The 26,835-nt window shown below is 65.9% G+C and carries 20 protein-coding genes; 10 read left to right on the forward strand and 10 right to left on the reverse strand.

Going from position 1 to position 26,835, the window contains the following annotated elements; all coding sequences use genetic code 11:
• Positions 1 to 16: 16 nt before the first annotated feature.
• The 4 genes from LC066_RS21140 (at position 17) to LC066_RS21155 (ending at position 8,592) form a co-directional block, all read left to right on the forward strand.
• Entirely contained in the window at positions 17 to 1,945 is a 1,929-nt protein-coding gene (locus tag LC066_RS21140; protein WP_224903489.1) for a cache domain-containing protein, read from the forward strand.
• A gap of 299 nt (positions 1,946 to 2,244) precedes the next feature.
• Entirely contained in the window at positions 2,245 to 3,969 is a 1,725-nt protein-coding gene (locus tag LC066_RS21145) for an OFA family MFS transporter (protein WP_224903454.1), read from the forward strand.
• 273 nt (positions 3,970 to 4,242) lie between these two features.
• Entirely contained in the window at positions 4,243 to 5,484 is a 1,242-nt protein-coding gene (locus LC066_RS21150) for an efflux RND transporter periplasmic adaptor subunit (RefSeq protein ID WP_224903457.1), read from the forward strand.
• A 6-nt stretch (positions 5,485 to 5,490) separates the two neighbouring features.
• Positions 5,491 to 8,592: an efflux RND transporter permease subunit gene (locus tag LC066_RS21155; RefSeq protein WP_224903458.1), complete on the forward strand. Its 3,102-nt coding sequence runs from the start codon at positions 5,491 to 5,493 to the stop codon at positions 8,590 to 8,592.
• An 88-nt stretch (positions 8,593 to 8,680) separates the two neighbouring features.
• Here LC066_RS21155 and LC066_RS21160 read toward each other — a convergent pair whose 3' ends face one another.
• On the reverse strand, positions 8,681 to 9,016 hold the full coding sequence (locus LC066_RS21160) for a zf-TFIIB domain-containing protein (RefSeq protein WP_224903460.1): 336 nt from the start codon (positions 9,014 to 9,016) through the stop codon (positions 8,681 to 8,683).
• 346 nt (positions 9,017 to 9,362) lie between these two features.
• Between LC066_RS21160 and LC066_RS21165 the strand changes: the two genes are divergently transcribed.
• The 3 genes from LC066_RS21165 to LC066_RS21175 all read left to right on the forward strand — a co-directional run bounded on the left by LC066_RS21165 (position 9,363) and on the right by LC066_RS21175 (position 11,481).
• On the forward strand, positions 9,363 to 10,064 hold the full coding sequence (locus LC066_RS21165) for a response regulator transcription factor (RefSeq protein WP_224903461.1): 702 nt from the start codon (positions 9,363 to 9,365) through the stop codon (positions 10,062 to 10,064).
• 209 nt (positions 10,065 to 10,273) lie between these two features.
• Complete coding sequence (locus LC066_RS21170; RefSeq protein WP_224903463.1) at positions 10,274 to 10,930, forward strand: hypothetical protein; 657 nt, start codon at positions 10,274 to 10,276, stop codon at positions 10,928 to 10,930.
• A 56-nt stretch (positions 10,931 to 10,986) separates the two neighbouring features.
• Entirely contained in the window at positions 10,987 to 11,481 is a 495-nt protein-coding gene (locus tag LC066_RS21175) for a HugZ family protein (protein ID WP_224903464.1), read from the forward strand.
• A 71-nt stretch (positions 11,482 to 11,552) separates the two neighbouring features.
• Here the strand turns inward: LC066_RS21175 and LC066_RS21180 are convergent, their stop codons facing one another.
• The 4 genes from LC066_RS21180 to LC066_RS21195 form a co-directional block, all read right to left on the reverse strand.
• On the reverse strand, positions 11,553 to 13,844 hold the full coding sequence (locus LC066_RS21180) for a glycosyl hydrolase family 28-related protein (RefSeq protein ID WP_224903466.1): 2,292 nt from the start codon (positions 13,842 to 13,844) through the stop codon (positions 11,553 to 11,555).
• A 164-nt stretch (positions 13,845 to 14,008) separates the two neighbouring features.
• Positions 14,009 to 14,419, reverse strand: a complete 411-nt coding sequence (locus tag LC066_RS21185; RefSeq protein WP_222480584.1) for a DUF4864 domain-containing protein — start codon at positions 14,417 to 14,419, stop codon at positions 14,009 to 14,011.
• A 44-nt stretch (positions 14,420 to 14,463) separates the two neighbouring features.
• On the reverse strand, positions 14,464 to 15,195 hold the full coding sequence (locus LC066_RS21190; protein ID WP_224903468.1) for a DUF4336 domain-containing protein: 732 nt from the start codon (positions 15,193 to 15,195) through the stop codon (positions 14,464 to 14,466).
• Between the two features lie 220 nt (positions 15,196 to 15,415).
• Positions 15,416 to 16,996 carry a lysine--tRNA ligase gene (locus tag LC066_RS21195; protein WP_224903471.1) on the reverse strand — a complete coding sequence of 527 codons (1,581 nt, stop codon included), beginning with the start codon at positions 16,994 to 16,996 and terminating at the stop codon, positions 15,416 to 15,418.
• Positions 16,997 to 17,119: 123 nt separating this feature from the next.
• Between LC066_RS21195 and LC066_RS21200 the strand changes: the two genes are divergently transcribed.
• Complete coding sequence (locus LC066_RS21200) at positions 17,120 to 17,545, forward strand: tellurite resistance TerB family protein (RefSeq protein WP_222480579.1); 426 nt, start codon at positions 17,120 to 17,122, stop codon at positions 17,543 to 17,545.
• Between the two features lie 259 nt (positions 17,546 to 17,804).
• Positions 17,805 to 17,984, forward strand: coding sequence for a hypothetical protein (locus LC066_RS21205; RefSeq protein ID WP_224903473.1), 180 nt, complete (start codon positions 17,805 to 17,807; stop codon positions 17,982 to 17,984).
• A gap of 38 nt (positions 17,985 to 18,022) precedes the next feature.
• On the opposite strand, the gene dacB is transcribed toward LC066_RS21205, so the two are convergent.
• The 4 genes from dacB to LC066_RS21225 all read right to left on the reverse strand — a co-directional run bounded on the left by dacB (position 18,023) and on the right by LC066_RS21225 (position 23,391).
• Positions 18,023 to 19,507: a D-alanyl-D-alanine carboxypeptidase/D-alanyl-D-alanine-endopeptidase gene (gene dacB, locus LC066_RS21210; RefSeq protein WP_224903476.1), complete on the reverse strand. Its 1,485-nt coding sequence runs from the start codon at positions 19,505 to 19,507 to the stop codon at positions 18,023 to 18,025.
• A gap of 117 nt (positions 19,508 to 19,624) precedes the next feature.
• Entirely contained in the window at positions 19,625 to 20,239 is a 615-nt protein-coding gene (locus LC066_RS21215) for a nicotinate-nucleotide adenylyltransferase (protein WP_224903478.1), read from the reverse strand.
• Between the two features lie 141 nt (positions 20,240 to 20,380).
• The gene (locus LC066_RS21220) at positions 20,381 to 21,580 is read right to left on the reverse strand and encodes an AI-2E family transporter (RefSeq protein ID WP_224903481.1); all 1,200 of its coding nucleotides are present in this window, start codon (positions 21,578 to 21,580) and stop codon (positions 20,381 to 20,383) included.
• A gap of 422 nt (positions 21,581 to 22,002) precedes the next feature.
• Positions 22,003 to 23,391: a methyl-accepting chemotaxis protein gene (locus LC066_RS21225; RefSeq protein WP_224903484.1), complete on the reverse strand. Its 1,389-nt coding sequence runs from the start codon at positions 23,389 to 23,391 to the stop codon at positions 22,003 to 22,005.
• 553 nt (positions 23,392 to 23,944) lie between these two features.
• Here LC066_RS21225 and ettA point away from each other — a divergent pair.
• Complete coding sequence (gene ettA / locus LC066_RS21230) at positions 23,945 to 25,600, forward strand: energy-dependent translational throttle protein EttA (RefSeq protein WP_222480569.1); 1,656 nt, start codon at positions 23,945 to 23,947, stop codon at positions 25,598 to 25,600.
• Positions 25,601 to 25,628: 28 nt separating this feature from the next.
• On the opposite strand, the gene LC066_RS21235 is transcribed toward ettA, so the two are convergent.
• On the reverse strand, positions 25,629 to 26,573 hold the full coding sequence (locus LC066_RS21235; RefSeq protein ID WP_224903486.1) for an MrcB family domain-containing protein: 945 nt from the start codon (positions 26,571 to 26,573) through the stop codon (positions 25,629 to 25,631).
• Positions 26,574 to 26,835: the final 262 nt, after the last annotated feature.

Genomic DNA, 26,835 nt, shown 5'->3' on the forward strand with positions numbered 1-26,835 from the left:
CCGCCGCTCGGTGCGGATGCGCCTGCTGGTGATCGCGTTGCTGCCCATGCTGGTGCTGCTGCCGATGATGCTGGGCTCCACCATGCTGCGCTGGTCGGGCAAGATCGACGACATCCTGATCACCAAGGTCAACGGTGACCTGACCATCGCCGATCAGTACCTGGGGCGGCTGCTGGAAAACTCCGGCGAGCGGCTGGAGGCACTGGCGGGCTCCGTGGCCTTCGACGCGGTGCTGGACGCGCCGGAGGCCCGCACGGCCCTGCTGGCGGAGGCGCGGGCGGCGCAGGATCTGGATTTCCTCTACCTCAGCACGGGTGAAACCGATGGCGATTGGCCGGTGGTCCGCCAGGCCCTGCAGGGGCGGGCGCAAAGCGCCGTCGATATCATGTCCGCCGCGGCGCTGGAGGCCCGCGCGCCCGGCCTGGCCGAGCGCGCCGCGATTCGCCTTGTGCCGACCCGCGCCGCCCGGCCGACGCAGCAGGAGGTCGAGACGCGCGGCATGGTCATCCACTCCGCCGCTCCCGTCACCCTGCCCGACGGGCGCGCCGCCGCCCTGGTGGGCGGGCGCCTGCTGAACCGCAACCTCGGCTTCATCGACACGATCAACGCGCTGGTCTACCGCGAACAGAGCCTGCCCGAGGGCAGCCAGGGCACCGCCACGCTGTTTCTGGATGACGTGCGCATCTCGACCAACGTGCGTCTGTTCGAGAACGTGCGCGCCCTGGGCACCCGGGTCTCGGCGGCGGTGCGGGACCGGGTGCTGGCCGAGGGGCAGACCTGGCTCGACCGGGCCTTCGTCGTCAACGACTGGTACATCTCGGCCTATGAACCTATCGTCGACAGCCGGGGCGAGCGGGTGGGGATGCTCTACGTGGGCTTCCTGGAGACCCCGTTTCGCCAGGCGAAGCTGACCTCGGCCCTGACCGTCGTCGCGCTGTTCCTGCTGATCGCCGCGCTGTCGGTGCCGATCTTCCTCAGCTGGGCCGGGCGCATCTTCCGCCCGCTGGAACGGATGACGCGCACCATCGCCCGGGTGGAGGCGGGGGACCTGTCGGCGCGCAACGGCCCGGCGGGCGACAGCGGCGAGATCGCCCAGGTCGCCGGGCATCTGGATGACCTGCTGGACCAGGTGCAGGAACGTGACCGCCAGCTGCGCGACTGGGGCGAGAGCCTGGAGCAGAAGGTGGAGGCGCGCACCGCCGACCTGCGCCGCGCCAAGGCGGAGCTGGAAAAGACCACCGAACGCCTGATCATGTCGGAAAAGCTGGCCGCCGTGGGGGAGATCACCGCCTCCGTCGCCCATGAGATCAACAATCCCATCGCCGTCATCCAGGGCAACCTGGAGGTCGCCCGCACCCTGCTGGAAGACGAGGCCGCGCGGGTGGAGACCGAGTTCCGCCTGATCGACGATCAGGTCTATCGCATCGGTGCCATCGTCTCGAAACTGCTGCAGTTCGCCCGGCCGGAGGAATATTCGGGCGCCGCCAACGTGATTTCCCCGGCGGAGGTGGTGCGCGATTGCCTGGTGCTGACCCGGCGCCAGTGCGAGGCCGCGCGGGTGACGGTAGAGACGGATCTCGACAGCGAGGCGCGGGTGCTGATGGCCCGGACCGAGCTGCAACAGGTGGTGGTGAACCTGGTGCTGAACGCGGTCCATGCCATGCCGCAGGGCGGTGTGCTGCGTCTCTCCGTGCGGGAGGACAGGGAGGAGGGGCAGGCGGGTCTCATCCTGCTGGTGGAGGACACCGGCACCGGCATTCCGCCCGAAATCCTGACACGGATCTTCGACCCGTTCTTCACCACCAAGCGGGCGGAGGGCACGGGGCTGGGCCTGTCGATCTGCCAGACCCTGGTGAGTCGCGCCGGCGGTCGGATCACCGCGCGATCAACCCCGGGGCAGGGCAGTGCCTTCCGGATTTTCCTGCCGCGTGCCGAAAACGCCTGATCGGGACAGAATGTCCCGATCATCGGGGGCGTGGTGAGTGTGGTCGGACAGAATGTCCCACTCTGCTTTCGATGCCCGCCTGCCCAGTGTCAATGTGTCCAGTGGGGATATTGCAAGCCATTGATCTAGTTAATTATTCCATTTGACTGTTCAAGGGAATTTCCGCCAAAACCATCCCGAGGCCGCCGCACAGGTGGCCCGCGCCGACCGTCCCGCCGGAGGAGGGGGACCGCCGGCGTGACGCATCAGGCCCGCCCCCCGGGGACCGGGCCGGACACGAAAGAACGGGAGGAAAAATCATGTCCAACGCGCGCGCGGGCAGCGCCCTGGGGTTCCTGTACAAGGACCACATCGTTGCCGAACCGGGATATAACCGCTGGCGGGTACCCCCCGCTTCCATCGCCATCCACCTGTGCATCGGCTCGGTCTATGCCTGGTCGGTGTTCAACCCGGCGCTGACCCGCCAGTTGGGCGTCGTGGCCCCGGCGGCGGATGACTGGAGCCTGGGGTCCGTTGTCTGGATCTTCTCGGTGGCCATCGTCTTCCTTGGCCTGGCGGCGGCCTTCGCCGGCAAGTGGCTGGAAGACGTGGGCCCGCGCATGGTGGGCGTCGTGGCGGCCTTCCTCTGGGGCGGCGGCTTCCTCATCGGCTCGGTCGGCATCACCTCGCATCAGCTGTGGCTGATCTACCTCGGCTACGGGGTGCTGGGGGGCTGTGGCCTGGGGCTGGGCTATGTCTCACCCGTTTCAACCCTGATCCGCTGGTTCCCGGACCGGCGCGGCATGGCCACCGGCATGGCCATCATGGGCTTCGGCGGCGGCGCGATGATCGCGGCCCCGGTGAAGGGCTGGCTGCTGGCGAAATACGCCACCCTGCCCACCTTCGTGGGCGCCCAGGACGCCATCGCCACGGTCACCGAGAACGGCCGCGTCTTCGCCGAAACGGCGACGGGCAAGATCGAGGTCGTGCTGGCCAATGCGGCGCAGGTCGCCGCAATGGGCGGCGAGGCCGGGTATTACGCGGTCGGCACCGGCGACACCGGCGCCTCGCAGACCTTCGTCACCCTGGGCGTGGTCTATTTCATCGTCATGATGATCGCCGCCTTCCAGTACCGCGTGCCGGCGGCCAACTGGAAGCCCGAGGGCTTCACCCCGAAACCCGTCGCCTCGGGCATGGTCAGCCAGAACCACGTGCATATCGACCAGGCGCTGAAGACGCCGCAGTTCTGGCAGCTGTGGCTGATGCTGTGCCTGAACGTGACCGCCGGGATCGGCGTGATCGGCGTGGCCAAGACCATGATGTCCGAGATTTTCGGCACCGTGATGCCGCTGGTGGTGACCGCCGGCTTCGCCTCGACCTACGTGCTGATGATCTCGGTTTTCAACATGGTGGGGCGGTTCTTCTGGGCCTCGACCTCGGACTACATCGGGCGCAAGGCGACCTACATGTGCTTCTTCGTGCTGGGCACGGTTCTGTACCTGTCGATCCCCTATTTCGCCTCTGCCGTGGCGACCAACCCGGCGCTGATCTACCTGATCGGTTTCTACGCGGCGACGATGATCATCTTCTCGATGTATGGCGGCGGCTTCGCCACGATCCCGGCCTACCTGGCGGATATGTTTGGCACCATGCATGTTGGCGGCATCCATGGCCGTCTGCTGACCGCCTGGTCCACCGCGGGTGTTCTGGGGCCGCTGGCCATCACCTCGCTGCGGCAGATGTCGGTGACCAGCGCCATCCAGGACCTGGCGGGCAAGGTCGATCCGGATGCCTTCGCCCAGGCCTTCGGCGCGCCGCTGGCGCAGCTGGATCAACTGGTGGCGGCCAAGACGGTGACCATCGCCCGGCTGATGGAGATCGCGCCGGCGGGCACCGTCGATCCCACACCCAGCCTCTACAACACGACCATGTACTGCATGGCCGCACTGCTGGTGGTCGCCTTCTTCGCCAACCTCTTCATGCGGCCGGTGAAGGAACATCACCACCATGACGAGCCGGGGCTGGAACCCGTGCCGGGCGAATGATCTGGCCCATCCGGGTCACGCGGCAGCGTGACCGGCGTTGAAAGAAAGGGGGGCGTCCTGCGGGGCGCCCCTTTGCCGTTGGCGCAGGGCCGACGATGGGCCCCCGCGCCTGTGGCCTGACGCGTGATCGGGCGAAACCTGCCTGTTCACGAAAATATTTCCTGTCCGGGGCAGTATCGGCGCGACGGAAAGGTCATTCTGCCGCGTAACACTCGTCACACGTATCTTCCTCCGGTGGTTCCGCCGGGACGCAATTCGAAGTTCGGAGATCTCATGCCCCGCCCTGCTTCCGGCACGTCCGCCGCCCCGATCCACTGCCCCCAGGGTGCCCGGCCGGTCCGGCGCCTGGGGGCCACGCTCCTCTCTCTTGGTCTGCTGCTGCACGCCGTGCCCGCCTGGGCGCAATTCGGCGGCGGCGGCCCGACCGAGGTGGGCGTGATCGCGCTGGAGATGGGCGCCGCCCCCTACCAGGTGGTCCTGCCGGGGCGCGCCGTGGCCCATGACCAGACCGAGATCCGCCCCCGCGTCGAGGGCCTCGTGGAGGAGATCCCCTATCGTGCCGGTACCCGGGTCGAGGCTGGCGAGCTGCTGTTCCGGCTGGAAACCGACACCTACGACGTGGCGCTGGCCGCGGCGGAGGCGCAACTGGCCAGCGCGCAGGCGACCGAGACCGCGGCCCAGGCCCAGGTCGACCGCTACGAGCGGCTGGAGGGCGTGGGGTCAACCCAGTCCGATCTGGATCAGGCGCGGGCGGAACTGGCCTCGGCCCGGGCCTCGGTGAAGGCTGCGGAATCGAGCCTGAAATCCGCCCGGCTGAATCTGGAACGCACCGAAATCCGCAGCCCGATTGCCGGCATCGTCGACCTGGCGCAGGTCTCCGAAGGGGCGCTGGTCACGGCCAACCAGTCCCAGGCGTTGACCACGGTCACCACCATCGATCCGATCTACGTCGATGTGCAGGAAAGCTCTGCCCGGATGCTGCGGGTCCGCAAGCGGCTGGAGGAGGGGTCCCTGACGCGGACGGATGACCTGGACATCGGGCTGGTGCTGGAAACCGGCGACACCTACGAAAGCACGGGCCGCATGGTCAGCCCCCGCAGCGAGGTTTCGACCACCACCGGCACCGTCGATTTCCGCATCGAGTTCGACAACCCAGAACGGGTTATCCTGCCCGGCCAGTTCCTGCGGGTGACGATCACCCTGGGTGAAACCCAGGCCATCCTGGTGCCGCAGCGCGCCACCTCGCGCGGCTCGGACGGGGCGTTGACGGCCTTCGTGGCCGAGGGCGACACGGCGCGGCAGGTCACCCTGACCGCCCAGGGCACCTGGCAGAACGCCTGGATCGTCACGGACGGGGTGGCGCCGGGGGACAGGCTGATCGTCGACGGATTGCAGAACCTGCGCGACGGGGCCGCGATCAATACGGTGCCGGTCACCATCAACGCCGCCGGCCTGGTCGAGGACCAGGCGCCGGCCGACGTGGATGCGGGCGCCGATACGGCGGCGGGCGAGTAACCTTCCATGGTCAATTTCTTCATTCACCGCCCCGTCTTCGCCTGGGTGCTGGCCATCGTCACCATGCTGGCCGGTGGCTTTGCCTTCACGCGCCTTCCCGTCTCCCAATACCCCGAGATCGCGCCGACCACCGTGCGCATCTCGGCCAGCTACAACGGCGCCACCGCCGATGCGGTGCAGAACTCCGTCACCACGGTGATCGAAGATGCGATGACCGCGCTCGACGGCCTGCTCTACATGGAATCCTCCTCGCGCGAGGGGTCCTCCTCCGTCACCCTGACCTTCGACGAAAGCGTCGAGCCGGTGGATGCCCAGAACGAGGTGCAATCGCGGGTCAGCCAGGTCGAAAGCCAGCTGCCGGACCGGGTGCAGGACAGCGGCGTGCGCGTCTCGCGGTCCTCGTCCTCGATCCTGATGGTGGGCGCGCTGGTCTCGCTCGACGGGCGCTATTCCACCGTTCAACTGGGCGACATCCTGGACAACCAGGTGACCGGCCCGGTGCAGCGGACCGAAGGGGTGGGGGGCATCAACGCCTTCGGGTCGGGCTATGCCATGCGCATCTGGCTGGACCCGCTGTCGCTGGCCCAATACCAGCTGACGCCGGCCAATGTGACCTCTGCCGTGCAGGCGCAGAACACCACCGTTTCCGTGGGCTCGCTGGGCGAGTTGCCCACCACCGAGGGCCAGCAGTTCACCGCGACGATCACCGCCCAAAGCCAGCTGACCACGGTGGAGGAGTTCGAGCAGATCCTGCTGAAGACCGAGGAGGACGGGTCGGCCGTCTTCCTCGGCGATGTGGCGCGGGTGGAGATCGGGCAGGAAAGCTATGGCTCCAACTCGATCTTCAACGGCATCAACGCCTCGGGCTTCGGGGTGAACCTGGCCACGGGGGCCAATGCCATCGACACCGCCGAGGCGGTGCGCGCCACGCTGGACCGGCTGGAAACGGCCCTGCCCGAGGGGGTGGAGATCCGCTATGCCTACGACACCTCACCCTTTGTCGAGCAGTCGATCGAGAAGGTCTATCACACGCTGATCGAGGCGGTGCTGCTGGTGCTGGGCGTCATCCTGATCTTCCTGCAGAAATGGCGCGCCACGCTGATCCCGATCATCGCCGTGCCGGTGGTCCTGCTGGGCACCTTCATCGTGCTGGCGGCCTTCGGATACACGATCAACACGCTGACCATGTTCGCCATGGTGCTGGCCATCGGCCTGCTGGTCGATGACGCCATCGTGGTGGTGGAAAACGTCGAACGGGTGATGGAGGAAGAGGGGCTGTCGCCCCTGGACGCCACGGTGAAAAGCATGGGCCAGATCACTGGCGCGCTGATCGGTATCGCTCTGGTGCTGTCGGCGGTCTTCCTGCCCATGGCCTTCATGGGCGGCTCGACCGGGGTGATCTATCAGCAGTTCTCGATCACCATCATCACCGCCATGGTGCTGTCGGCGCTGGTGGCGCTGATCCTGTCGCCCGCGCTGTGCGCCACGATGCTGAAGCCGTCCCACGGCGAGGGGCCGGGCGTCGCGCGCTGGTTCAACCGCAACTTCGACCGCATGGTCGGCGGCTATTCCGCAACCGTGTCGCGCGTGCTGAAGGCGCCGCTGCTGGTGCTTGTGGCGATGGTCGCCATCCTCGGCGCGGCCTGGTCGCTGTACCAGAAGATCCCCGGATCCTTCCTGCCGGCGGAGGACCAGGGCGTGATGATGATCATCGTGAACCTGACCGAGGGCTCGACCACCGCGCAGACCCGCGCCGTGGTGGAAGAGGTCGAGGACTGGCTGCTGAACGAGCAGTCGGAGACGGTCGAGTCGACCTTCACCTCGCTGGGCTTCGCCTTTGGCGGCTCGGGGCAGAACCGCGCCATGCTCTTTGTTAAACTGCGCGATTTCACCGAGCGGGAGGAAACCGGCCTTGGCGCCACCGAGCTGGTGGCGGCGGGCAATGCCCGCTTCACCGGCAACCGCGCCGGGCGGATCTTCTTCATCCAGCCGCCGGCGATCCCGGGGCTGGGCAATACCTCGGGCTTCTCCATGTACCTGATCGACCAGGGCGGCAACGGCACCGAGGCGCTGCGCGCCGCGGCCACCACGCTGGAGGACATGGTGAACCAAGACGACCGGGCGCAGAACCTGCGCATCCAGGGCAACGATGACGAGGCGGTGTTGCGCATCAATCTGGATCAGCAGAAGGCCGAAAGCCTGGGCGTGTCTATCACCTCGGTCAACGCGATGCTGTCGACGATCTTTTCGGGGTCGAACGTCAACGACTTCAACATGAACGGCAACCTGCGGCCCGTCATCGTCCAGGCCGACGCCCAGTACCGGATGCAGCCCGAGGACATCGAGAAATGGTACGCGGTCAATGCCAGCGGCGAGACGGTGCCCTTCTCCGCCTTCATGGAGACCGAATGGGTCGCGGCCTCACCCTCGCTGGCGCGGTACGGAGGCACGCGGGCCATGTCGATCTCCGGCGCGCCGGGCGAGGGCGTCAGCTCCGGCGCGGCGATGGACGCGATGGAGGAGATGGTGGCGGAGATCCCGGGCGGCTACGGCGTGGCCTGGACCGGCCTCAGCTTCCAGGAACAGCAGTCGGGCAACCAGGCGCCCTTCCTCTACGCCCTGTCGGTGCTGGTCGTCTTCCTGTCGCTGGCCGCGCTCTATGAAAGCTGGTCGATCCCGTTTTCGGTGATGTTGGCGGTGCCCGTGGGTGTGCTGGGCGCGCTGCTGGCCGCCTGGGCCACGGGCGGGTCGAACGATGTCTACTTCAAGGTGGGCATCCTGACGACCATCGGCCTGGCGGCCAAGAACGCCATCCTGATCGTCGAGTTCGCCAAGGACCTGGAGGAGCAGGGTCGCGGCCTGATCGAGGCCACGGTAGAGGCCGCCAAGCTGCGCCTGCGCCCGATCCTGATGACGTCCTTCGCCTTCATGCTGGGGGTGGTGCCGTTGGCCATCGCCTCGGGCGCGGGGGCGGCGGCGCAGAACGCCATCGGCGTGGGTGTGCTGGGAGGCATGGCCGCGGCCACCTTCCTGGGCGTCTTCGTCGTGCCCAGCTTCTACGTCATCGTCCGCAAGGTCACCGACAGGCGGGTGCGTCGGGCGTCCTGAGCGGGACGCAGGCAAGTGAAAGGCCGGGGTGGATCGCACCACCCCGGCCTTTGCTGTCTGCGCGGCGCCAGTGGTCCTGGCCTGTGCCTCAGTCAAAGTCGAAGATCTCGCTCAGCAGCGATTTCCGCTTCTTCTTCTTATAGTACTTCTTGTCATAGCGCGGCTCGCCGTAATGGGCGGCGCGCGGATCGTAGCGGCGATCGCGTTCCTCGGCCGGGTAGGGCTCACGGTACTCCCGCACGGGGGTGGCGCGACGTTGCGGCTGAGGCTGCGGCGCGGGCGCCAGTTCCTCGGCGCTGCGCTCGATGATCTTGTCCAGCTCGCCCCGGTCCAGCCAGACGCCCCGGCAGGTCGGGCAATAGTCGATCTCGACTCCCTGACGGTCGGTCATCAGCAATTCGGTTCCATCCACCGGGCAACGCATGCGCCATCTCCTCCTGTTTCAAGCTTCCCTTCCAGATGGGCGCGGGCGGGCAGGGACGCAACCTCTGACCCTGTCACGTTAACCAAGTATCTGGAAAACTTGAGACTTATCCTTTCGTATAGATGACCGGCGCGGGGTAAACAGGGTATGACTTTTCTTGCCGGACAGCAGGGCAACGTCCCACCCGGCAGCGCAGGCAGCGGGCGCCGCCCCTGCCGACAGATGGGCCGAAGGCCCTGTGCATGAAGATCCTGATCGACGGTGTGGGCCGCAGATGCCCTCCGTCGGCGGCCATCTCTCTCTTCACATCGTCGATCCTGATCGAAGGGATGAAAAGGAGAACGGGATGCGCCTTCTGGTTGCCGATACCACCTGGAATATTGCGGGCCTGGCCCATGCCCTGCGCAAGGAAGGGTTCTACATCACCGAGGCCGGATCGGGCGCGGAGCTGATGGAGTTCGCCTCCTCCGCGGAACAGAACGCCATCCTGATCGATCCCGACCTGCCCGACATGGACGCGGGTGACCTGATCGCCCGGCTGCGCGCGGATCACCCCCGCATGGTGATCGTCGTGGTCAGCCGCCGAGTGGAAGACGCGATGCGCACCCGGTTCATGGTGCGGGGCGCGGACGAGCTGTTCGAATGGCCCGCCAAGCCGGTGGAGATCGCGGCCCGTCTGCGCGCCTATGTGCGCCGGACCTGCGGTTTCGCCTCGCCACAGTTGACCTCTGGGGCGCTGACGCTGAACGTCGAGGATCGTTCCGTCCACTGGGGGCAGATGCCCCTGCATCTGACCCGGCTGGAGTACGAGCTGATCGAGATGCTGATGCTGCGCGCCGGCGGCATGGTCACCCGCGAACAGATCATGCTGCAGCTTTACGCCTGGCAGGATGAACCCGATCCCAAGATCATCGACGTCTACATCTGCCGCATCCGGTCCAAGTTGGCGGCGATCGGCGCGCCCGAGGATGTCCTGGTCACCGCCTTCGGCCAGGGGGTGCGCATCCCGATGCTGACCCTGTCCGAGCGGCAGGAGGCGGCTGCCTAATCCGGGTTGCGGCAGCCCGCCCTGGCGGAGCCCGCCGCCTGGGCGCGGTCCCGGTCGTTAACGAAATGGTAAGAATGGCGACGTCAATTCGCGTCACTTTTCCTTCCTTATCAATTCATTAACCTTGCCACCCCAGGCTGTTCCGGACCGTTTCGGACCGGGGAAGGCCGCAGCACAGCGCGCTGACCGCCCCGGGCAGGGAGGCGCCGGTGACTCTCCGTTTCATCTTCGCAGGGATCCTCTGGCTGGCCGGGCTGCACGGAGCAGAGGCCGGGGCCTGGCCGCGCGGCAAGGGTAATCATTTCGCCTTCGCCGCTCTGCGCGGCATCGGCAGCGAGGATGGTAGCCTGACGCCGAGCTTTTCCTACTACCATGAATACGGGCTGACCGACCGGCTGACCCTGTCCGCTGATCTGGGCGGGGCCATATCGGGCTTCGAGAAGACCGTCATTGCCCTGTCGATGCCGGTTCCGCTCCCCGAGTTTCTGGGGCTGAAGGCGTCGATGGACCTGGGCTATGGCGAGATTGATGGCCAGCAAGTGATGCGCCCGGGCCTGTCCATCGGGCGCGGGTTCGCGCGGCCCGAGGGCTGGGCCTCGGTCGATATGGCGGCCGAGATTTTCCCGGAACTCCTTCTGGGCGACTGGAAGGTCGACATGACCCTGGGGATGACGGCGCGAAGCGGGCACAAGTACTACCTTCAGGTGCAATCGGGGCAGCAGATGGGGGATCCCTTCTTCTCGCGTGTCGAGGCCTCGGTCGCCTGGCGGCTGCGCGACGGACTTTACCTGGATGTGGGGGCCGCGGCAGGGTTGGTCTCGACCGATCCATACCGGGTCAAGCTGGGGGTCTGGCGGGAATTCTGAGCCCTGGCATGCGGACCCGTCTGGCGCCCCGGCCCGAGCTGCGCTAGACCGGGCTCATGTCCGAGCAGACCCCCAAGACCGATCCGATCCGCCCCACCGATGACGAGGCCCGCGCCCTGGGCCGTGGCCTGATCGACGAGGCTCCCTTTGCTGCCCTGGCCACGGTGACCGATGGCGCGCCGATGGTCACCCGCATCGCGCTGACGTGTGATCCGGCGGGCGTACCCCTGACCCTGGTCAGCCAGCTGGCCGCCCACACCGCGCCGCTGATGGCCGGTCGACCCGCCTCGCTGATGGTGGGAGAACCGGGCGGCAAGGGCGATCCGCTGACCCATCCGCGCCTGACCATCCAGTGCCGGCCCGAGGTCATCGCCCGTGACAGCGACGCTTTCGAGGCGCTTTCGGCCCATTACGTGGCCGAACGTCCGAAATCGAAGCTCTACATCGGGTTTGCCGATTTTCTGCTGGTCCGCTTCCACCCCGAAGAGGCGTTGCTGAACGGCGGTTTCGGCAAGGCCTTCCGCCTGACCCCGGCTGATATGGGCCTCTGATTTCAGGGTAATCTGACACGAAAAGGCCCCGCATGGCGGGGCCTTCTGTTGTTTCGTATCTGTCTGTCGGATCAGGCCGGATCGTCCATCCGCACCCTCAGGCTGACCGTGCCCTTGACCGCTTCCTGCCAGTGCAGGGTCACCTGATCCTTGTCCGCCCCCTTCTCGATCTCGACATAGGGCATGCCGAAATGGGCCGCGTCGGAACCGTTGGTGATGCGGCCCCTTGCCACCACCGCGTCGACGTTTTGGGCCCAGCCCCCGAAGGGCAGCTGCGGGGCGCAATCCACTGTCCAGGTGGCGGCGGCGCTGGCCTCCGTATGGGTCAGCGGCAGCGGGTTCACCGTGCTGACGGAGACGGCGTTGTACATGTTGCCCTCGAAGGTGACGTTCTTGTTGCGCCCGTAGTCGAGATCCGCGTGCGTGGTATCCACCCGTTCCACCCGGTCTATGGCGCCCTGGATGGTGCGGAAGATGTTGCCGTTGACGTTCATGCCGTTCAGGTAATGCCCCGGCCCGTAGGGCTTCACCACGATGAAGCTGAACCAGGGCGCGACCGAACTGCACAGGCAGATGTTGTCGGTGATGTTAAGCCCGGAGAAGCTGTACTCGCTGGAAAACTCCGGCGCCTGGTCGTGCTCGTTGCCCCATTCGATGAAGAAGTTATCGATGTAGTTGCCGTTGATCGTCGCCCGCGCGTTGGTCCGGCTGAGGACGATGCCAGGCACCCGGATGCCCGCGTCGGCGGTGTCGCCGCCGAAAAAGTGGTTGCCGGTGACGATGGTGCCGGTGCCGGCCAGGATGGCGAAATGGCGCATCTGCTGGACGCGGTTGTTGCGCAGCTTCACGTCATTGGCGTTGACGTTCAGTGCGATCGACACGCGGTCTTGGCTCAGCGTGCCGCTTTCGTCGGTGATGAACTGGCAGCGGTCGATCAGCATCCCCTGGCAGCCGGTGCCATGGCTGGTGATGCCGCGATCCTTGGGGCGGGTGATGAAACAGTCGCGCAGGTGGAAGATCAGCCCGGTCTGCGCCAGAAGGATGGCGCTGCAGTCGCCGGAACACTGGAACTCGATATCCGACATGGAGAACTTGTCGAGATAGTCGAAGCCGCTGAAATCCAGCAGGTACTTGAACCGCTTGAAGGTGAAGTTCTGCGTTCCGGCAGCGTCGTAGAGGGGCAGGGACAGCTCGATCTTCTGCTGCGCCACATCGACCGAGGTCACATAGACCTCGCGCCCCACGCCGCTGCCCTCGATCAAGGACCCGGGCTGGATGTTGGCCACGTTGGTCACCCCCGACAGCTCGGTCGGTTTTTCCGGGTCGTAGGTGCCCTGGCTGGCGGTGATGTCGGTGTCCCAGGCGCTGCCGCCGTTGCAATCGAACTGGCCATTGCAGATATGGCGGCGCTGCGCATAGCTGGTCTTGTTGGCCACAGCCGCCTGCATGTCGATGGGCTCGGTCACCTTGATGCGCCGCCCGCCCAGGTCCAGGCTCTCATGATCGGCGTTGTTCAGCAGTGACTGGAAGGCCTTCTTGAAGGCCAGTTCCTCGTCGCCGAAGGCGTCGATATAGGCGGGGAGGTGGAAGTTCTGGGTCAGCGACAGCATGGCGCTGGCGGGCATGGTGACGTGGCCGTCGAACTGCACGCGATTGTCGAAGGTCATGCTGTCGGACAGATAATAGGTTCCCTCGGGCACCTTGACCAGCCGCCCGTCGGCGGCGGCGTCGGCCGCCTCGAACGCGGCCAAATCGTCGGTCACCCCGTCGCCCGTGGCGCCGAAATCGCGCACGTCGACCCAGGCCAGCATGTCGCGCAGGAAGACATCCGTCACATCCTCGATGCGGATGTCGTCGATCCTCACGATGCCGCCGTTGGCGCCGGTCAGATCCAGGCCGAAATGGCCGTAGACCGGCTGCGTGCCCCAGGGCATGTCCACCCCGTCGCGGTCACCGGTGCCGACGATGGCGCTGACCTCGACCACCTCGCCATAGCTTGACAGGACCACCTCGGGGCCGGTTTCCACCAGGCCGGCCACATGGGTGTCGCCCACGTCCCCCGCCCAGCCGGCAATCCGCACGATGGGAAAGTTGCCGCTGACGGCCTTCACCCGCGCCGAGATGCGCAGGTAGCACCCCGGCAGGATCGGGGTTTCCCCCATGTGGCGCAGCTTCTGCGTCGACGATCCCTTCAGCAGTTCAAGGCAACCGGCGAAATCCTGATCGGCGGCGATGATCGCGGCGTTGGGGTCGCCGACATAGGTGTCGGAGCCCGGTGTCCCATCCCCCTTCGACCATTGCGCCAGACCGTTCTCGAATGCCGGCGGCATGAAATTGATGCCGTCCGTGATCGCCTTGTTCATGCCCAATCCCTTTCCTCTCGCGGCCCGGGCGGCGGCCCGCGGCGTCGGAGGGAAGAGGTATCAATGGCTGGTTAACGGCTCACGAGAGGACCGCGCGGCCCTTGATCGGGCGACGATAGGGAAACGAGGGTCAGCGGCGCGCGACGCGCGACGCTCGAGCCGGATCAGACGGAGGGTTTGGCGACGTCCATCAGGCGCACCGCGTCAATCTTCCAACCGGCCTCGGTGCGCAGCATGAAATACTCCAGCGTGAAGAGGCGGCCGCCCTGGTCCTCGACCTGCACGGGCTGCACCTGGCGCCGCTCGGTTTCAGGACGATCGGCGAGGAAGAAATACTCCCGCGGGCCGATCACCATCGGATAGCCGCCGCGCAGCATGGTCTCGAAATTCTCCACGGACCCGAAATAATTGCGGATCCCCGGGGAGGCGTGATCGAAGGCGCTGGCGAAATCGCCTTGTCGCAGGTCTTCCATCTGGGCGCCGATGGTGTCGCGAATGTCCTGGCTGGCCTGCGCGGGCAGAGCGAAGGTAAGGGTCAGGGATAGTGCCGTGAGAATTGCTGCAAGGGTTCGCATCGCGCCGCCTCCTCTCGTCCGATCACAAGAAGGATAGGTCGCCTTTACGATGCGTCAAGAAGCTTGCGGAAAACGCGGCGGATCCGCGCCGAGGCCCGGGCGTCGTAGGGTGCACCATGTGCCAGCACCGCACGTTCCGGCGCCCAGGCCAGGATCGCCTCGACCGAGCGGCGCAGCTCCGCCTTGTCGAAGGTGGCGTACATATCCGGCGGCATCCGTCCGTCGGGGGTGGTCATCCCCAGAAGGCGCACCAGTCGACCGAAGAGCCAGGGGAGTTTTCCCGGTTCGAAGTTCTCGATGAAGTCGGTCAGCACGACGGTGCGAGACGGGGCATGGAAAAAGACCGCTTCCTGAAGGACCTTGCTGCCGCGCACCAGGTAGCTGTCGATCACGCCTTCCCAGCCGGCGCCGGCCGACAGCTCTTCCGCCGGGCCCAACTCGACCTTGTGGGCTATGGCGCGGGCCCGGACGCCCGGCGCGACCCAGGCCCGGGCCTCGGGGAAACGGGCCTGCCAGTCGCCCAGGTAGGCGTAGTGGATGGCATTGGGCGCGATCAGGTGCGCAACCGGGCCCAGTTCCTCGACCCGCGCCAGCAGTCTCTCTTCGGGCTTGATCGGCGAATGAACCCAGAGGCCACCCGAGGGCAGGCGCACCAGGGTCATCCGGGTGGAAAAGGGCAGGCCGTAGAAGCGGATATGCGGCCCGTCGACGATCCAGATATCCGGCCCGAAAGGCTTCGGCACGTTCAGCGGTTCGTATCCCGTGGTTCTGCTCATGACGGCCCCTCCCTGCGGGTCCCCGGGTCAGAATGCCCAGTGGGGCGGGCTGGCGCAACCGCCGGGATCGCCCGGCCAGGCGAGGCCTCCGGCGCAGAGGCTTGGGGAAAAGGGAAGGAGGCATGGTGCCCTTTGCGCATTCCGGTCCAAGAGGGCAGGGAACAAGAAAAAAGGAGGGCCGGGGCCCTCCTTTCCGATTTCTGGCACGTGAGGCCCGGCCTCAGCCCTCGGCGAAGTCACCGGCGAGCGCCCGGTCGATCAGGTCGGCCGTTTCGGTCACGCCGTAAAGCGCGATGAAGCCGCCGAAGCGCGGGCCCTGGCTGGCGCCCAGCAGAACCTCGTAGAGGCAGGAGAACCAGGCCTTCATCGGATCGAACCGTTCGCGGCCCACGGTATAAACCACCGATTGCAGCGCCTCGTCGGTCATCTCGCCGTCATAGGCGCGAAGCGCGTCGCGCAGGGTTTCCAGCGCCTCGCGCTCCTGCTCGGTGGGCAGGCGGAAGACCTTCGTCGGCTTCACGAAGTCGTTGTAATAGGCCACGGCGAAACTGGCCGCCTGGTCCATCTGCGGGTTGCCCTCGGGGCTGGCCTCGGGCGCATAGCGGCGGATGAAGCCCCAGAGCGTTTCCTTGTTCTCGGCCCCGGAGACCGAGGCCAGGTTCAGCAGCATCGAGAAGGGCACCACCAGATCGGAGGCAGGCACATCGCCGTTGTGGATGTGGAACACCGGGTTCGCCGCCTTGCCCTTGGCATCCTGGTCGGGATAGGCGCGCAGCTGCTGGTGGTATTCGTCCATCGCCCGCGGGATCACGTCGAAATACAGGCGCTTTGCCGTCTTCGGCTTCTGGTACATGAAGTACGACAGGCTCTCGGTCGAGGCATAGGTCAGCCATTCGTCGATCGAGATCCCGTTGCCCGAGGATTTCGAGATCTTCTGGCCCTGATCATCCAGGAACAGCTCGTAGGTGAAGTGCTCGGGCTTCTTGCCGCCCAGGATTTCGCAGATGCGGTCGTAGATCGGCGTGTTGGTGCTGTGGTCCTTGCCGTACATCTCGAAGTCGACGCCAAGCGCGGCCCAGCGGGCGCCGAAGTCAGGCTTCCACTGCAGTTTCACGTTACCGCCGGTGACGGGCAGGGTCCACTCGCGGCCCTCTTCGTCGTCGAAGGTGATCGTGTAATCCTGCGCGTTCACCTCCTTCATCGGCACGTAGAGGACGCGGCCGGTTTCGGGGTGGATCGGCAGGAAGATCGAATAGGTCGCCGCGCGTTCCTCGCGCAGGGACTTCAGCATGACCTTCATCACGTCGTCGTACTTCTCGACCGCGCGTTTCAGCACCTCGTCGAACTGGCCCGACTTGTAGAAGTCGGTGGCGGAGTAGAATTCATACTCGAACCCGAAGGTGTCGAGGAACCGGCGCAGCATGGCGTTGTTGTGGTGGCCAAAGCTCTCATGCGTCTCGAAGGGGTCGTAGACGCTGGTCAGCGGCTTCTGGATGTCCTCCTTCAGGCGCTCCTGGTTCGGCACGTTGCCGGGGATCTTGCGCATGCCGTCCATGTCATCGCTGAAGCAGATGAGGCGGGTGGGGATGTCGCTGATCACCTCGAAGGCGCGGCGGATCATCGTGGTGCGCAGCACCTCGCCGAAGGTGCCGATATGGGGCAGGCCGGAGGGGCCATAGCCCGTCTCGAACAGGACATAGCCCTTTTCCGGCGCCTTCTTTTCGTACCGTTTGGCAAGGCGGCGGGCCTCTTCGAAAGGCCAGGCTTTCGACTCCAATGCGGCTTGGCGCAACTCGGACATTGTTCTCTCCTTCGGGATTCGCCCCCGGACGGGACCCGGGCTTCCTATTGTGCGGATGCGGCAGGGTCAATAATGTGGCCCTGCTGCCCCGCAAAACAACGACTTCGCGAAGGACCGCCGCCGATGGCCACCGACATCCCCCATTCCCTTACGGCGCAGGATTGCCTGGTCCTGCTTATGATTTCCGTTTCGGCCTCGGACGAGACGATGCGTACCTCCGAACTGATCAAGATCGAGAACCAGGTGAACACCCTGCCGATCTTTGCCAGCTACGATGACACGCGGATCAAGCTGATGTCGTCGATCGTCTTCGATCTCTTCACCGAGGAGGATGGGCTGGACGCGCTCTTTGGCCTGGTGCGGAACAACCTGCCGGAGCGGCTCTATGAAACCGCCTACGCCCTGTGCTGCGACGTGGCGGCCGCCGACGGGACCCTGCGAGAGAGTGAGCTGCGCCTGCTGGAGGAAATGCGTTACGAGCTGGATCTCGATCGCCTTCATGCCGCCGCCATCGAACGCGGCGCCCGGGCCCGGCACCTGACGGCGTGACGCGGCGCCGGCGCGGATCCGGCGGACGGGCGTGCCACCGGGGCAGTTCGGGCCACCGCATGGCTGTGGCTGCTCCGATCCGCCGTGGCCAAGGGCCAGCTGGTCTTGCCCCTCTGTTCAGCTGCACTGAGGGGCCTTCATTTCCGCGCTGAAACAGGGATCGGCGGAGGGGCGCCAGCCTCGGGCGGACGGACGCCCATGGGCTGCGGGTCCGGAATACCCGCATTGATCGGGACGGGGTCTGCCCCATATCTTACCTATGACCTTGTTTCAGAAGTTTACCGGAATGCGCCGCTTCGTTCTCATCCTGGGCCTTGCCCTTCTCTGCCTCGTGCCCGTTCTGGGCGCCGCGCTGCAGCCCTCGGGCCTTTCGGCCCACACCCTGCCGGCCTCTGCAGAGACAACCACCCGTCTGCCGGGTCCGAGCGAGAGCCGCTAAGGCGTCGCTTCGACAGGGCCGGGGCCGTCCAATGCGACTCAGCCCTGCGCCTTGAGCGCCCCCCACCGTTTCAGGCAGTCCTGCTGAAGCCCCCGCGCCCGTGCGGTCCAGGCCCGGCCACCCCGGGGACGTTCCCGTTCGGCACGGCTGAGCGAGGCGCGTCTGGGCAGGTCGCCCGACACCACCGCAAACGCCAAGTCGTCGCCATCTGGGCGCACGACATAGCCCGCCAGCCCGCTGACGAAATTCAGGGTGCCTGTCTTGGCCGCCACCTCGAAGCCGGGCGCGGACATGGGGCGCCCCTGGTCATCCCTCACGTCGATGTCCTTCAGCAAGGGCTTCAACGTGGCATGCACCTGGCGGTCTGCCAGCATGCGCACCAAGTCGGCGGCGGGAAAGCGCGAGGCATCGCCCAGCCCGGAATGATCCACCATCGCCACGTCGCGCAGGCCATGGGTGGCGCGGGCCCAGTCGCTCATGGCCTGGGCCGAGGCGCGGATCGAGGCCGGTTTGCCGCCGCGCGCGGCACTGGCCGACAGGCCCAGCAGTTCCGCCGTCAGGTTGTTGGAATAATAGAGCATCAGCTTGGCGATCTCGACCAGCGGCCGGCTTTCGTGGCGCGCCAGTTCCGAGGCGGCGGGCAGGCTGCGCGTCTCCTCCGGCGTGTCCAGGACGATGCCGTTGGCCCGGGCCATGGTGGCGAAGACCTCGGCCGCGTAGGCCGCGGGCCGCCGCACGGGCAGCCAGCGCGCGCCGCCGTTGCCAAGCGCGCCCTGGGCCACGGTCCAGTCGTCGCGCCCCTGGCGGTCGGCGTAGGTGTAGACCGGCGCACTGCGGTCGACGACCTGCATGCGCGCGATCGTCACGTCGGGCCTGTAGTCGCGGGTGCGGGCATCCATGGTGACGGCCCATTTGCCGGCCTGCCGTTTCCACTCGAAATGCACCCGGTTGTAGTTCAGGCTCAGGGCCGAGACGCCGGGGTTGTACCCCACGTGGTCGGGCTGATCGGCGTCAATCAGGCGCGCCTCGGGCAGGGCGCCCCCGTAGTAGAGAAAGCGCCCGCGCACTTCACGCAGCCCAGCGGCCTTCAGCTCGCCCGCAAGGTCGGCCAGGTTGGTCGTGTCGAGGCCGGGATCGCCACCGCCGACCAGGATCAGATCCCCGTCCAGCCGGCCGTTGGCCAGGGTGCCGGTGCCCAGGACGCGGGTCGCGAAGCGATGTTGCGGCCCGAGGACAGCCAGCGCGTAGAGCGCGGTCAGGGTCTTGCCCACGCTTGCAGGCGGCAGCGGGGCATCGGCGGCGGCGCTTTCCAGCGGCTCGCTCGATCCCAGGCGCGCAACGGCCAGGCTGGAGACGCCGCTGACCCCGGCCGCATCGACCAGGTCCTGAACGGTCGGCGGCTCGTCCACGCCGTCAGGGCGCAGGCGCGGGCGCAGCGATGTGGCAGGGGCCGAGGCCTGCAGCGGCAGCGCGAAACTGGACAGCATCGCGCCCAGCAAGGCGCGGCGGGACAAGGACGTCATTGCAAATCGGGCTGTGTTGTCAAATCCATGGCTCCTGTCTAGCCGCGGCCCGGCGCGCGGGGCAAGGGAAAGGGCGTCACAGGGGCGTGGGTTTGTCGTCAGACAGCCCGTCCGGCGTCAACTGCTCCGGGGCGTCCAGCCGCCTCGCGCACGGATCTCTGTCGAGGAGATATCGACCATCGGCATGTCGATGAAACACCAGGCTGGCGGGGGGGAACCTGCCAGGCGGTGGCTCTCCGCGTCGCGCAGGCGCGCCGTGCGGGCGATCCGCGCGGCGCGGGAATTGCGCGCCGCCATCCGCTCGCCGGGGCGCGACAGCACGCCGATGGTCACGTTGTCCAGGATCCAGCGCCATTCCTGCCAGCGGTCGAACTGTGCCAGGTTGTCGGCGCCCATCAACCAGGTGAAGGCGACGCCGGGATAGCGGGCCTGCAACCCGCGCAGGGTCCGCGCGGTATACCGCGTGCCCATTTGTGCCTCGATGTCCGTCACCTCGACCCGGGGATGATCCATCACGCTACGGGTTGCGGCCAGGCGCTGCGCCATCGGCGCGGGGCCGTCGGATTTCAGCGGGTTGCCGGGGCTGACCAACCACCACACCCGATCCAGATCGAACCGTTTCAGCGCCTCGCGCGTGATATGCGCATGGCCCTCGTGCGGCGGGTCGAAGGATCCGCCCAGCAGGCCAATCCGCTGGCCGGGGCGCGCAAGGGGGCGTCGGGAGCTGGGCATCGGCGCTTCGTCGTCCTTCGTGTCGATGCGGCGCCGGGCCGGCGGAGCCGGGGCGCCCGCGGGCGGTTGCGCGATTTGCGCCGGAAGCGGGGGTAAAGTCAAATGGCGGCAAGGTGGCGCGGCCTGTGGTCAGGTGCGCGGCTAGACCGCCGCCGCGCCTTCCTCTGCATGGCGTGCCTTTGCCTCGCGCGCGCGGCGGCGGCGCCCGCGTTTGCGCTGAGGCCGTCCCTCCAGGAAGGCGCCCAGCAGGGAGAGCCCGGGCAGGTGGTCGGCCAGCACCTTGATCACCACCAAGATCGGCACCGCCAGCAGGGCCCCCGCTGCCCCCCACAGCCAGGCCCAGAAGACCACCGCGATGAAGACCGCCGCCGCGTTCAGGCGCAGGTGGCGGCCGACCAGCCAGGGCGTCACCATCTGTCCCTCGATCGAGGTCAGGCCGAGGTAGACCAGCGGAACCAGAAACGCGGCGCCAAGGCTGTCGTAGGTGACCACGGCCACCGCACCCGACACCACGACACCCACCATGGCGCCCAGGTAGGGCAGGTAGTTCAGCAGGAAGGCCGCCACGCCCCAGAGCAGGGCATAGGGCATGCCCATCAGGTGCAAGGCCACGCCAATGCACAGCCCCAGCCCCGCATTGATGACCGTGATCGCCCCCAGGTAGCGGGAAATCTGCTGTTCCACGTCGCGGCTGATCCGGGCGGCCCGTCGTTTGCGTCGGAAATCCGGGAAGGCATCCACCAGCCGGGCCCGGAAGGCATCCCCCATGGAGAGCAGGAACATCGCGAAGAGCAAGGACACCACCAGCACCGTGCCCGACGTGACAAGGGAGCCGAGCGCGGCCTGCAGGAACCCGGTGGCCGGGGTGACCACCACGCGGTCCTCCTCGTCGTCGCCGGCCTCGCCGCCGGCGGCCATCTGCTGCATCTGCTCGGAGGCGTCTTGAAGTCGCTCCACGTTCTGCATGACGTCCCAGAGCTTGAGGCGCAGTTCCTGCTGGATCTGCGGGGCCTCGGCGATCAGGCTCTGGGCCGGCAGTCGCAGCATGTAGAGGCCGGCGGTCGAGGTCAGCCCGATGGTCAGGATGATCGTCACAGCCGACAGCCCCTCGGCGACGCCCTTGCGCGCCAGCCAGCGCACCAGAGGCGACAGGGTCAGGGCGATGAGAAAGCCCAGCACCACGGGCAGGGCGACCGTCTTGGCGACATAGACCGACCACAGCAGGAACAGGATGAAAAGGCCGGTGAGCAGATACTGGATGTGGCTCAAGTGCTTGCGGATGCCCCGCATCTGGTCTGCCCGGCGCAGGGGGGGCGCGGGGGTATCGGGGTCCTGGGGCATTGGGGAGGCCGGCGCCGCCCCCTCGGCTACGCCCGTCCGGTCTGCCGAAGGATCGGAAGGCCCTGTTGACTGGCGCCTGACCGGGGCCGCGCTGTGATCATCTCCATCGGCACCTTGCGCCGCCTCTGCGGGCGGCGTGCCGGAAGTCTTGTCGGGCTGTTCGTTCTGCGAGCGATCTTTCGATCCGCCCTGCCGCCGCTCTGATGTCATGCCGCTCCCGCCCGACTTGTCCGGTGGGTCAACGCGGCGCCGCGCCCTGCGGTTCCCGTTCTGCGCGAGTTACCGGAGTGGCAGGTCGGAGAGGTCGGGCGGGCGTGGATCCTGGCCTTCTGCTGTGCCATGAGGATGAAAGGGCTGCCCGCCGGCACGGGCAACTGGTCAAGTCTCCTCCGCAGGGCCGTACGGAGTGTGACGCGCAAACCCTACCCGTGCCGACGGGCCAGAGGCGGCGCTGCGTGCTCCGCGGGCGACAGTTGGAACTGGTCCACCAGCCCGTTCAGCGCCTGGGACTGGTCGCGCAGGCGCATCGCCTCCGCGTTGGTCTCCTCCGCCATCGAGGCATTCTGCTGGGTCAGGTCGCTGCTGTGCGACACCTCCTGGCTGACTGACCCGATGCTCTTGGCCTGAGCCTCTGCCGACTTGGTGATTTCGGCCAGAAGGGTGTCGATCTCCGTCACCTTCTGCCGGGCCGTGGCCAGCGCCGTGCTGGTTTCATCCACCAGCTTCTCGCCCCGCTGCACCTGGGTCACCGACTGGTCGATCAGGTCACGGATGGTCTTCGCCGCTTCGGCAGAGCGCTGCGCCAGGCTACGCACTTCGGTCGCCACCACGGCAAAGCCACGCCCGGCCTCGCCGGCGCGGGCAGCCTCGACACCCGCATTCAACGCCAGCAGGTTGGTCTGCATGGCGATCGTGTCGATGACCGAGACGATCTGGCTGATCTCGCGCGACGACCCCGAGATTTCCTGCATCGCGGCCTGGGTCTGCTGCATGACCTCGGTCGATCGGGTGACCATGCCACGGGCCTCGGAGGCCGCGCCTGCCGCCTGTCCCGCACCGGTATTGGTCGCCTGAACCGTCTCGCTGATTCCGCGCAGGGCGCCGGTGGAACGGTCCAGCGCCGCAGCCTGCTCTTCGGTGCGCCGCGACAGGGCCTCGATGGCCGAGGCGATATGTTCGCTGCCGCCGCGCACGTCGCCGGAGGCGCCGCGGATCTCTTGCAGGGCCGCGTGCAGGGTCTCGGTCGCCTCGTTGAAATCCTGCCGGGCGCGGGCGATCTTGGCGGGTGCGTCCTCGCCGATGCGATAGGTCAGGTCGCCGCGCGCCAGGCTGGTCAGTGCCTGGGTCAACGCCTCCATCCCCTTGCGGTCATTCTCGGCCTCGACGTCGAAGAAGTGATGCATGGCCACGGCCACATCGGCGAAGATCGCCACCATCAGCTGTTTCGTCAGGGCCGCGCGCTTGCCCGCGCCCTTGCTCTCAGCCGCCTCCTGCAGGGCGACCAGCAGCTCTCCGGCATAGGTCGCATAGCCCTGAAGGTACTTCGGAAAGGAGATGTCGCGGGCGATATTCTCGGCCAGTTCCGACTGTTCGGCGAAATAGGCGGGGCTGAAGTCGCCGGTGGAGATGCGGTTGAACTTGCGCAGCTCCTTTTCATATAGATCGGGCGGCACCGCGCGCATGGTCGGATCGACCACAGAGTAGGCCTTCAGCAGAACGTCGCGCAGCTGCGCCGTGAGCATGGCGTTCAATTCCTGGCCCAGGCGCTTTTCCTCCGCGCTCCACGGGCGGGTTTCCTGTGCGATATCCAACCGACACTCCTTTCCGGGCGCTGCCCGCTGACCTGACCTGCCGTCCCGGGCACATCGAGGGCGACCCGCGTCGAGACGACGGGGGGAGACTCACCCGAAGTGTCTGAGGATGAGGTAAACGCCCGCACACTGCGGGGCGGCCCCTGCCCGCGGATTGGGCGATTTTCGCCGCCTAGGTGCCCTTAGGGCGCGCGTTTCCTCGAATTTTCCGCAATTCGCGCGGCCTTTGCCCGTGACGGGGGCCCCCGACCCGAAAGTGTTTTGACCCTGCGTCAACCTGGAGTACCGTCAAGTCACCCCATCCGCCTCCCGTCCCGGAGCCGGAACCCCAGGACCGCTGCTCTCGCCTCGCGGTCCCCCTCCGCCGGACGGTGCCGTGCCCGCATCGTCCGGCACACCTGTCCTCTCATGCCCACGATCCCAAACCCCGAACCTCGTCCGAGCGACCGCGGGGTTTCCGTCCTGCATCACGGCACGTCTGGGCGATTGCTCCTTGCCTCCGCTTTCTGTATCCAGCGCCAAACCCTTTTTCCCAGAGTCACGGAGTTCCCCCATGGCCGCCTACCAATACGTCTACCACATGTCCGGCGTCTCCAAGACCTACCCGGGTGGCAAGAAATGCTTCGAGAACATCCACCTGAACTTCCTCCCCGGCGTGAAGATCGGCGTGGTCGGCGTCAACGGCGCCGGTAAATCCACCCTGCTGAAGATCATGGCCGGCTGGGACAAGGACTTCCAGGGTGAGGCCTGGCACGCCGAGGGCGCCAAGGTCGGCTACCTGCCACAGGAGCCCGAGCTGGACCCGAACCTGACCGTGCGTGAAAACGTCATGCTGGGCGTGAAGGAAAAGCAGGACATCCTGACCCGCTACAACGACCTGGCGATGAACTATTCCGACGAGACGGCCGAAGAGATGGCCAAGCTCCAGGATGAGATCGACGCCCAGAACCTGTGGGACCTCGACAGCCAGATCGACATCTCGATGGAGGCGCTGCGCTGCCCCCCCGACGATGCCGACGTCACCACCCTGTCGGGCGGCGAGAAGCGCCGCGTCGCGCTGTGCAAGCTGCTGCTCGAAGCGCCCGACATGCTGCTGCTGGACGAACCGACCAACCACCTGGACGCGGAAACCATCGCCTGGCTGCAGAACCACCTGATCGAGTACAAGGGCACCATCCTGATCGTCACCCACGACCGTTACTTCCTGGATGACATCACCGGCTGGATCCTCGAACTCGACCGCGGCCAGGGCATCCCCTACGAAGGCAACTACTCCTCCTGGCTGGAACAGAAGGCCAAGCGGCTGGAGCAGGAAGCGCGCGAGGACAAGTCGAAGCAGAAGACCCTGGCCCGCGAACTGGAATGGATGCGCCAGGGCCAGAAGGCCCGTCAGGCGAAGTCCAAGGCGCGGATCAAGTCCTACAACGAGATGGCCAACCAGTCCGAACGCGAGAAGCTGGCCAATGCTCAGATCGTCATCCCGAACGGGCCGCGCCTGGGGTCCAAGGTGATCGAGGTCGAGGGGCTGAAGAAGGCCATGGGCGACAAGCTCCTGATCGACGGCCTCGACTTCTCCCTGCCGCCCGGTGGCATCGTCGGCGTCATCGGCCCGAACGGCGCCGGCAAGACGACGCTGTTCAAGATGCTGACCGGCCAGGAACAGCCCGACGAGGGCTCGGTCGAATACGGCGACACGGTGAAGCTCAGCTACGTGGACCAGTCCCGCGACGATCTGGACCCGAACGAGAACGTCTGGGAAGCCATCGCCGACGGCCAGGACATCATCAAGCTGGGCGATGCCGAGGTGAACGCACGGGCCTATTGCTCGGCCTTCAACTTCAAGGGCGGCGACCAGCAGAAGAAGGTCTCGCTGCTGTCGGGCGGGGAACGCAACCGGGTGCACATGGCGCGCCTGCTGCGCTCGGGTGGCAACGTCCTGCTGCTCGACGAACCGACCAACGACCTGGACGTGGAAACCCTGCGCGCGCTGGAAGACGCCCTGACCGATTTCGCCGGCTGCGCCGTGGTCATCTCGCACGACCGTTTCTTCCTCGACCGGATCTGTACCCACATCCTGGCGTTTGAAGGTGAGGGCCACGTGGAATGGTTCGAGGGCAACTTCGAGGACTACGAGGAAGACAAGAAACGTCGCCTGGGTCCCGATGCGCTGGAGCCGAAGCGGCTGAAGTACAAGAAGTTCTCGCGGTAAGTGGGGCGCCGTTAGAGGGTCGGGAATGTCATTTCCGACCCTTTTTAATCGCGGCAATAAGTGCCTGAAGGTCGGAGGGGTCTTCTTGGCGGTGGATCATACGGTGGCAGTTTGCACATAGCACTGCAAAGTCTTCAATCGGGTCTAGGTACCGTACGTCTTCAGGGACAAGGTCCTTGAAGGGTTTCAGGTGATGTGCCTCGATGTAATGGCTTCCAAGCTCGCCGTATGTTTGCTCGAAGTCAAAGCTGCAAGCTTCGCAGATGTATCCTTTTCGGTCTTTGACAATTTCCGGAACATTCCCCATCCGGTCATATCTTTGGTGTAAAGACATCTTCTTACGTTCCACGATGCTGCCCTCGTCACGGCCTTCAAATTCGACAAGGGCAGCTTGTCCTCCATTCCTTATTATTTCGTTGTAGGCTTGGATCATTATACTCAGATCGGCGAGCATCTGTTCTCCGTCTAGAGGGCGGGCTGTATCATAGGTTCTACCGTAGGCGTGGGCAGCAGTGTACTGACGAGCTTTCTTTGATCTCTTGTTGTGAAGATCGATCTTAGCTTGAGAGAGCCTATGTGGTAGCTTCCCGCATCTGTCACGCATGACTTGCGCACGTGTGGAGAGCTCAGAGAAAACTGCCTTTCCAGAACTGAAACCCCGCTCGACCTCTGTGACGCCCTGGTTCAGAGAAAGAACGACCGATCGCGCCTCTGGGTCGATCAGGTAGACCGGGTAGAATCCTTCTTGAGGAGTGCTTGTGACGAGCGGGTGGAGTAGAGCAAGCCAAGGAATGTCTGCCCAATTTCCCTTCCCTATGCTTCCTGTGATCATTAAGTCTGGAAACTCAAGCTTCAGAGCTTCTGGCAAGTCGATGACGAGGCGCTTGTGTAGAGAGTGTCCGGCAATTTTCTCCTTCTTGTAATCCAGGTAATTTGAAGCTGCGTCGAATAGAGTTTCTGAAATGATTCTCAAAATTCTTCCCTTTTATGAGATGTGCGCCTCGCTCGAGATCTCCTGGGTTTCCATATTATGCGTCCTTCTTAGCATCTAGACGTCTTTAGCTGAAATTAAATTGCTCTTTCTCTTGGCGATGCCTGCAGAGCTTGATCCCCTGACTAGGGTCAGGACCCATTGTTTTCCGCAGGTTGGCGTGATTCACGGCTCGAAAAACGAGCGGTGACATGTCTGACCTTTTCTGGCTGACCGACGTGCAGATGGCGCGTCTTGAGCCCTA

The sequence above is a fragment of the Pseudooceanicola marinus genome, from assembly GCF_020177265.1.
Classification (GTDB): Bacteria; Pseudomonadota; Alphaproteobacteria; order Rhodobacterales; family Rhodobacteraceae; genus Pseudooceanicola; species Pseudooceanicola marinus_A.

Coding starts and splice junctions, on each gene's coding strand:
- LC066_RS21165 (WP_224903461.1), top strand. CDS start 9,363: ATGCGCCTTCTGGTTGCCGATACCACCTGGAATATTGCGGGCCTGGCC.
- LC066_RS21215 (WP_224903478.1), bottom strand. CDS start 20,239: ATGCCCAGCTCCCGACGCCCCCTTGCGCGCCCCGGCCAGCGGATTGGC.
- LC066_RS21160 (WP_224903460.1), bottom strand. CDS start 9,016: ATGCGTTGCCCGGTGGATGGAACCGAATTGCTGATGACCGACCGTCAG.
- LC066_RS21220 (WP_224903481.1), bottom strand. CDS start 21,580: ATGCCCCAGGACCCCGATACCCCCGCGCCCCCCCTGCGCCGGGCAGAC.
- LC066_RS21140 (WP_224903489.1), top strand. CDS start 17: ATGCGCCTGCTGGTGATCGCGTTGCTGCCCATGCTGGTGCTGCTGCCG.
- LC066_RS21175 (WP_224903464.1), top strand. CDS start 10,987: ATGTCCGAGCAGACCCCCAAGACCGATCCGATCCGCCCCACCGATGAC.
- LC066_RS21205 (WP_224903473.1), top strand. CDS start 17,805: ATGACCTTGTTTCAGAAGTTTACCGGAATGCGCCGCTTCGTTCTCATC.
- LC066_RS21150 (WP_224903457.1), top strand. CDS start 4,243: ATGCCCCGCCCTGCTTCCGGCACGTCCGCCGCCCCGATCCACTGCCCC.
- LC066_RS21185 (WP_222480584.1), bottom strand. CDS start 14,419: ATGCGAACCCTTGCAGCAATTCTCACGGCACTATCCCTGACCCTTACC.
- ettA (WP_222480569.1), top strand. CDS start 23,945: ATGGCCGCCTACCAATACGTCTACCACATGTCCGGCGTCTCCAAGACC.
- LC066_RS21145 (WP_224903454.1), top strand. CDS start 2,245: ATGTCCAACGCGCGCGCGGGCAGCGCCCTGGGGTTCCTGTACAAGGAC.
- LC066_RS21155 (WP_224903458.1), top strand. CDS start 5,491: ATGGTCAATTTCTTCATTCACCGCCCCGTCTTCGCCTGGGTGCTGGCC.
- LC066_RS21190 (WP_224903468.1), bottom strand. CDS start 15,195: ATGAGCAGAACCACGGGATACGAACCGCTGAACGTGCCGAAGCCTTTC.
- LC066_RS21195 (WP_224903471.1), bottom strand. CDS start 16,996: ATGTCCGAGTTGCGCCAAGCCGCATTGGAGTCGAAAGCCTGGCCTTTC.
- LC066_RS21180 (WP_224903466.1), bottom strand. CDS start 13,844: ATGAACAAGGCGATCACGGACGGCATCAATTTCATGCCGCCGGCATTC.
- LC066_RS21200 (WP_222480579.1), top strand. CDS start 17,120: ATGGCCACCGACATCCCCCATTCCCTTACGGCGCAGGATTGCCTGGTC.
- dacB (WP_224903476.1), bottom strand. CDS start 19,507: ATGACGTCCTTGTCCCGCCGCGCCTTGCTGGGCGCGATGCTGTCCAGT.